7 protein-coding genes are annotated in these 6518 nt (G+C 44.4%); 3 read left to right on the forward strand and 4 right to left on the reverse strand.

The window, feature by feature from the left end:
- Both EI161_RS12865 and EI161_RS12870 read left to right on the forward strand, forming a co-directional pair.
- A partial coding sequence (locus tag EI161_RS12865; protein WP_192529735.1) for a transposase occupies window positions 1-230 on the forward strand: 230 nt, incomplete at its 5' end.
- A 451-nt stretch (window positions 231-681) separates the two neighbouring features.
- Window positions 682-1596: a carbon-nitrogen hydrolase family protein gene (locus tag EI161_RS12870; protein WP_192529740.1), complete on the forward strand. Its 915-nt coding sequence runs from the start codon at window positions 682-684 to the stop codon at window positions 1594-1596.
- 55 nt (window positions 1597-1651) lie between these two features.
- Here EI161_RS12870 and EI161_RS12875 read toward each other — a convergent pair whose 3' ends face one another.
- From EI161_RS12875 to lptM, 4 genes are all read right to left on the reverse strand, one after another.
- A complete protein-coding gene (locus EI161_RS12875; RefSeq protein WP_192529736.1) occupies window positions 1652-2671 on the reverse strand; it encodes a tyrosine recombinase XerC in 1020 nt (339 codons plus the stop codon).
- 5 nt (window positions 2672-2676) lie between these two features.
- Window positions 2677-3564 (reverse strand): diaminopimelate epimerase, encoded by an 888-nt coding sequence (gene dapF / locus EI161_RS12880; RefSeq protein ID WP_192529737.1) that lies wholly within the window; start codon window positions 3562-3564, stop codon window positions 2677-2679.
- A gap of 639 nt (window positions 3565-4203) precedes the next feature.
- Entirely contained in the window at window positions 4204-5580 is a 1377-nt protein-coding gene (lysA, locus tag EI161_RS12885) for a diaminopimelate decarboxylase (protein ID WP_192529738.1), read from the reverse strand.
- A 92-nt stretch (window positions 5581-5672) separates the two neighbouring features.
- On the reverse strand, window positions 5673-5996 hold the full coding sequence (gene lptM, locus EI161_RS12890; RefSeq protein WP_192529739.1) for an LPS translocon maturation chaperone LptM: 324 nt from the start codon (window positions 5994-5996) through the stop codon (window positions 5673-5675).
- Between the two features lie 250 nt (window positions 5997-6246).
- Here lptM and EI161_RS12895 point away from each other — a divergent pair.
- A partial coding sequence (locus tag EI161_RS12895; RefSeq protein ID WP_192529374.1) for an IS1 family transposase occupies window positions 6247-6518 on the forward strand: 272 nt, incomplete at its 3' end.

Consider the following 6518-nt stretch of genomic DNA (forward strand, 5'->3'; position numbering starts at 1 on the left):
TCAGAAGAGTGATCTATACCACCAATGCGATAGAGTCGCTAAACAGTGTGATTCGGACAGCGGTGAATAAGCGTAAGGTCTTCCCGTCTGATCAGGCAGCATTCAAAGTGGTGTACTTAGCAACCCAGCAGGCATCCAAAAAGTGGTCGATGCCGATCCGTAACTGGACGTCTGCCCTTAATCGCTTTATGATTATGTTTGATGATCGCATTAGTAAGCATTTAATCTAAATGGCAGTTACACAGAATCTGGGATGGGCTCAACTAAACAACAGACCAAGAAAACGCTTAGGGTTTAAAACGCCCAATCAGGTGTTCTATAATATAATTTAGCGTTGCACTTGGTGTGTTAATCTAAGCTCTATCAGGACGAGACGATAGCATTTTTTGCTATAATGTTGCTATGATAATTTATACCCTCTCCAGACGAGACTTTATAGCCGTTTTACCAAAACATAGAGATATTTATACTTTTATGGCAATATTTAAATGATAAATACCAGAACACTTCTTAACTTTAGCCTCTTTTAACCTTATCACCTTTTGAATTTAGCATTTCTTAAATTTAACTTTTTAAAACCCAGCATCCTTCAATAGTTATTAGGCTTGATAATAAGAATACGCCAAAAGAGCCCTAAAGACTTTGAAAAACTATAAAGCATGAAAAATTGAGAATAATATGATGACTAACACCTTGATTAATGAGCAACTGACGGTTGCAGCCATTCAAATGAATAGCCAGCAGAATATTGAAGACAATTTGGCCAATATAAAAGCCGCTATTATCAATGCAAGCACGCAAGGCGCACAGCTTGTCGTCCTACCAGAAAACTGCTGTAGTATGGGTAGGCAGTTTGCTACCGCAGAGCGGTTCGATGCGCTATCAGCAACGATAGCAGAGTATGCCCGCACCTATGGTATCTATGTATTGGCAGGCTCGCTGCCCTGCCCTTATCGTCCCGATGGCGTTATCGTTCCTGACGGTAGACTACGTCAGGTCAGCCAGCTATTTGCACCCGATGGTACCTGTGTTGCGCGCTACGATAAAATTCATTTGTTTACCGCAACCGTTGCCGATAAACAAGGCAGCTATAACGAAGCGGCAACGTTTGAGCCGGGTACACAAACGGTCGTCGTAGCGCTGGAAGTTGATTCAAGCGTTTATCAGTTGGGGATGATGGTTTGCTTTGATTTACGCTTCCCAGCCTTGGCACAGCGTTTACGCCAAGCGGGCGCGGAACTATTAACTGCGCCGTCGGCATTTACTTATTTAACAGGACAAGCGCATTGGTCGCTGTTACTACGGGCGCGTGCTTTAGACAGCCAATGTATGGTGATTGGCGCAGCACAAGGCGGCGAGCATGCGTATAAGGATGGCAATACGCGTCAAACTTGGGGGCACAGCACAATTACTGCTTATGATGGCACGATTATCAACAGCTATAATGATAGTGAATTGAACAAAGAAGCTGTGAATAAAGAAGCGATGAATCAACAGCAGAAAAATTATGAAATTGTATTAGCTGCTTTAGACAAGCCAGCCCAAATACAAGGACGACAAAAAATGCCTATTTTTGATTGTCATCGTTTGGCGTAAGGTGATTTTTTATAAAATAGTTTTTGATAAGATAATTTATAACAAACCTTTAAAACTAAATTATTGAATCACTGTCTTTAGGGGCATGTGACGCGCGCGGATGGGCGCGGTCATAAACTTGGGTAAGCTTAGCAAAGTCAACATGGGTATAGATTTGCGTGGTGCTAATATCGCTATGCCCAAGCATCTCTTGTACCGCACGCAAGTCACCGCTGCCAGATAACATGTGTGAGGCAAAACAATGACGCAATAGATGCGGATACATGTTTTGCGCGATACCCGCACGTGTCGCCGCGACTTTCAGCCGTTGCTGCACCGCTCGGGTTGATAGACGTGTGCCTAGTTTTTCACTGATAAATAATGCACTATCCATCTGCTCTACCCACAGATTGCGATGCGGTAGATAACGATTAATGGCTTCTGCTGCTTTTGCGCCCAATGGTACCAAGCGCGTTTTATTACCTTTACCCGTCACGCGAACACGCAAGTCAGCCAAATCTACATCTGCCATATCTAGCGCCACCAACTCGCCCACACGCAGACCGCTGCTATAAAGCAGTTCAAACATGGCTTTATCTCGTAACCACAAACGCGCTTGTTCGGGTGTATCAGGAATCTCTTGATCAAGCAGTTGCGTGAGTAAATCGACGTCAGCGATAGACGGTAGCGGTCTAGGGCTACGCTTAAGCTGGTAGCCCGTCGTTGGATTGATACGCGCCAAACCCTCTTCAATCAACCAACCGTAAAAATGGCGGATAGCCGACAGCTCTTGCTGGACGCTAGCAAGTGCAAGCTTGTCTTCATCAAGCCGTTGACTGATATGCTGGGCTAATTGACGCTTATCACAACGAGTCCACGTCAGCCGCTTACCACGTAAAAACAGCGCCAATTGATTCAAACCCGAGAAATAAGCCACCAGTGTGTGTTCGGAGTGGTTACGCACTGACAAGGTATTTAGCCAACGATGCACAGGTGCTAGTAATTCACGTAGCGCTGCATCTGCTTCGATGGTTTGAGCCAATTCTGCTGATAGCCATGATTGCGGGTCTGAATCTACTGTAGGCGCCATTGTCATATTGATTAGCCTTCTGGATTGGGTTTAATACCCGCTTGCGCCATCAGACCATCTGGACTAAATACCCCTTCATAAACAAAAGCGGTTGGCCCTGTCATCATCACAGAATAGCCTGGCTGCCACTTAACAATCATGCTGCCACCGTAGAGTTGGGCGCGCACATCTTCGCCTTCATCGAGCCAGCCCTCACGGATACCTACGGCCACTGCCGCACAAGCGCCTGTACCACAAGCTTGAGTCTCACCCACGCCGCGCTCATAAACCCGCAAACGAATATGACGCTGGTTCATGACTTGCATAAAACCAACATTGACGCGCTCTGGAAAGGCTGGATGCGCTTCGATAGCCTTGCCCAGTTTTTCGACGTCAGCATCGAGCACATCATCGACTTTGATAACGGCATGCGGGTTGCCCATATTGGCGACATATAACTGCACAGGTGTGCCATTAACATCGAGATGATAGGCGTTTTGAATCTTGGTGGTGGCTTTTGGGGTAAAGGGAATCTCACTTGGTTCAAACTTGGGTTTGCCCATATCCACTTCTACCCAACCATAGCGGTCAGTCGTCAAAGAAATAATACCGCTCGCCGTCTCAACGCGCAGGCGTTGTTTAAAGGACAGTTTACGTGCTTGCACAAAACGGGCAAAACAGCGTGCGCCATTGCCGCACTGCTCGATCTCTGTCCCATCGGTATTAAAAATACGATAACTAAAATCAACGTCAGGGCGCATTGGTGGCTCAACGACGAGCAATTGATCGAAGCCAATGCCCAAATGACGATCGCCCAATAACTGTACCAAATCCTTGGTTAATTCTAAGCGTTGGGTCACCAAATCGATGACCATAAAATCATTACCCAGCCCATGCATTTTTGTAAATTCTATTAGCATATCCTTGTTATCCTATCCTATTTTTATGTATGGCTTATATTAGCACGCTGCCAGATACAATCATAATTATCACCGCTACCAAACACTAAGTTCACTTTATACTAATACCAAACCCAAAAAGTACGATTAGCTGCGTCAAACTCGTTTAGTCTACAGCTCGTAGCACTTACACTCGTTTTCCTTGCTACTCTAATTTTTGTGAATGGTATAAACTATATCTTATACAGGCAAACTGATGCCCTTTATTAGAGCCCACCATAATTAAAGCTCACCATAATTAAAGCTCACCATAAAAAACCCATCGCCGTTATGACAATGGGTCGTTTTTATTAGGGACTGTATAGAATTCATCTATTAGGACTGCTGATTGCTAAAATTGTTTCAGACTAGGCGTAAGTCGAAGGTAATGTCGAGACCTTAGCTAGATTTACAACAACGTCTGGGGCAATTTTAGCATCAGTCAAGCAACAGGACTATTTTTTGCCACTTCCTAGCCAAAACTATCGCGCTTAGAATGACTAAACTTACTATTTTTGGCGTCGAATTTCCTAAAAAATAGTCTCTGTCAGTTCCATAGCTGAATTCTATACAGCCCCTAGTAAAGCGAGAAAAACGTAAATTTAGCAATAATTAATAGGATTATTTATCCTGCCACAGTACTTCATCCGCATATAGCGCTTCAATGGTTTCGCGCTGTCGAATCAGTTGATGACAATCATCAGCGACCATTACCTCACTAGCACGCGGACGCGAATTATAGTTGCTACTCATGGCGAAACCATAAGCACCCGCACCAGTTATTGCCAAGATGTCGCCTGTAGCTAACGATAATAAACGGTCTTTTGCTAAAAAGTCGCCCGTTTCACAAATTGCACCGACGATATCCCACGGCTGCGTGCCGTCAGTCTCCAAACCATTTTTAGGTAAGGTTGCAGGAATAACGGCCATTTCAGCTTGATATAAAGCGGGACGTATCAGATCATTCATTGCCGCATCGACGATGGCGAAATTTTTGTGCTCGGTTGGTTTTAACACATCGACACGTGTTAACAGTACACCAGCGTTGGCGACGATACTGCGACCCGGCTCAAAGAATACCGTCAAGCCAAGCTCGCTAAGTTTGGGTAATAACGCGCTTGCAAACTCACCGATAGATACAGGAGTTTCATCGATATAGCGTACACCAAGACCGCCGCCTAAATCAATATGACGCAGCTCGATACCTTTATCACGCAATTTATGTATTAGCTCAATAACTTTATCAAGTGCGGCAACAAATGGCGCAACCTCGGTTAATTGCGAGCCAATATGGCAATCGATACCGACGATATCGATATGCGACAGCTCAGCAGCTTGTTGGTAAACAGCAACCGCTTCTTCATGGGCGATACCAAACTTATTGTCTTTTAACCCTGTTGAGATATAAGGGTGGGTCTTGGCGTCGACGTTTGGATTAACCCGTAGCGATATCGGCGCTGACTTATCAAGCTGCTGAGCAACCTCATTGATTAAAGTCAGCTCACTAATAGACTCGACGTTAAAGCAGCCAATACCTTGGTTAAGCGCGTATTCAATATCGCTATAAGTTTTACCGACACCTGAAAACACCACCCTTGACGCCGCGCCACCTGCGGCTAATACGCGCATCAGCTCACCGCGTGAGACGATATCGAACCCTGCCCCTGCCTGTGCCAATACACCAAGTACAGCCAGATTAGAGTTGGCCTTCACCGCATAACAAATCTGATGGTTTAAGCTGGCAAAGCTATCGGTATAAGCCTGATAGACATCCAAAATAGCTTGTTTAGAATACACGTAACACGGTGTATCGTAGCACTCGACCAACGCTTCAATACTCACTTGCTCCATATGTAAAGCATTATTTTGGTAATGCAGCTCGGATAAGTGGGCAGTTAAAGCTTCAGGATTGACATAAAGTCCTTGCTCCGTTTGGGTAGTAACTGATTGATCGACGCCAGCATCAGTTGCGCCAGCTTGTAGCTCAGAATGACTCATATAAACATCTCTAATTTAATCAGGTTATCAAGGTAAACATAAAATTTAGGACCAACCCTAAAAACTCTGTGACAGATTTATTTTAATGCCAATCAATAATCATTGGGATCGTTACTAGGCTCAGGTAGCACTTGCTTTTGCTCTAGGTAACGCTCTTTTTGATAATCGTTATCGTCAATACCGGCGAAGGCTGCATCTTGTGGGTTGCTGGTACTGTCAAGCGCGGGCGTATTGCTCTCAACCGTTTGACTGCTAGAGTCGACAAGATATAAATCACCCTTTTGCCCGCAGCCCATTAATGCGACCGACCCTATGATCACAGTAGTACCGAGTATTAAATGATAAATGACATGACGGCTGACGCTAACAACTGAGTTAGCGCCTGTAAATTTTTCGGTACGGCTTATAGTAAACATAAAAAGTATAACCTGTAATCTTGCGACGGTTTATAAATGATAAATGGGGTAAATAAGACCACTTTTAATCATAGCATTATTTGATAAAGCTGTGCACATACTAGAGCGCATTGCACACAGCAAGTGAGGAAAAACTGTCCCAACAGTGCTGTGTCTTTTAACTTGAATTGACTATATGGTGGTGTGTCAGAAAGTATGCTGAAGAAATAAAGGAGGGTGACAGCCAAAGCAAGATGATATATTTGAGGTTATGAAGACACAAATAGATATCAGCTGCCCCGACTGTCACAGTCCCAGTTTAAAGAAAAACGGCATAAAAAGCTATGGCAAGCAGAACTACCAATGCAAGGACTGCAAACGTCAATTCATTGGTGACCATGCCTTAACTTATAAGGGCTGTCACTCTAAAATAGAAGACATCATACGGCTAATGACGGTGAGAGGTTGCGGTGTTAGAGACATAGCTATTATAGCCTCAGTCAGTATCGGTAAAGTATTGAGCACCATAGGCTCATCTGTTTA

Source organism: Psychrobacter sp. FME5, from assembly GCF_014861375.1.
Taxonomy (GTDB): domain Bacteria; phylum Pseudomonadota; class Gammaproteobacteria; order Pseudomonadales; family Moraxellaceae; genus Psychrobacter.

Coding starts and splice junctions, on each gene's coding strand:
- EI161_RS12870 (WP_192529740.1), top strand. CDS start 682: ATGACTAACACCTTGATTAATGAGCAACTGACGGTTGCAGCCATTCAA.
- EI161_RS12875 (WP_192529736.1), bottom strand. CDS start 2,671: ATGACAATGGCGCCTACAGTAGATTCAGACCCGCAATCATGGCTATCA.
- dapF (WP_192529737.1), bottom strand. CDS start 3,564: ATGCTAATAGAATTTACAAAAATGCATGGGCTGGGTAATGATTTTATG.
- lysA (WP_192529738.1), bottom strand. CDS start 5,580: ATGAGTCATTCTGAGCTACAAGCTGGCGCAACTGATGCTGGCGTCGAT.
- lptM (WP_192529739.1), bottom strand. CDS start 5,996: ATGTTTACTATAAGCCGTACCGAAAAATTTACAGGCGCTAACTCAGTT.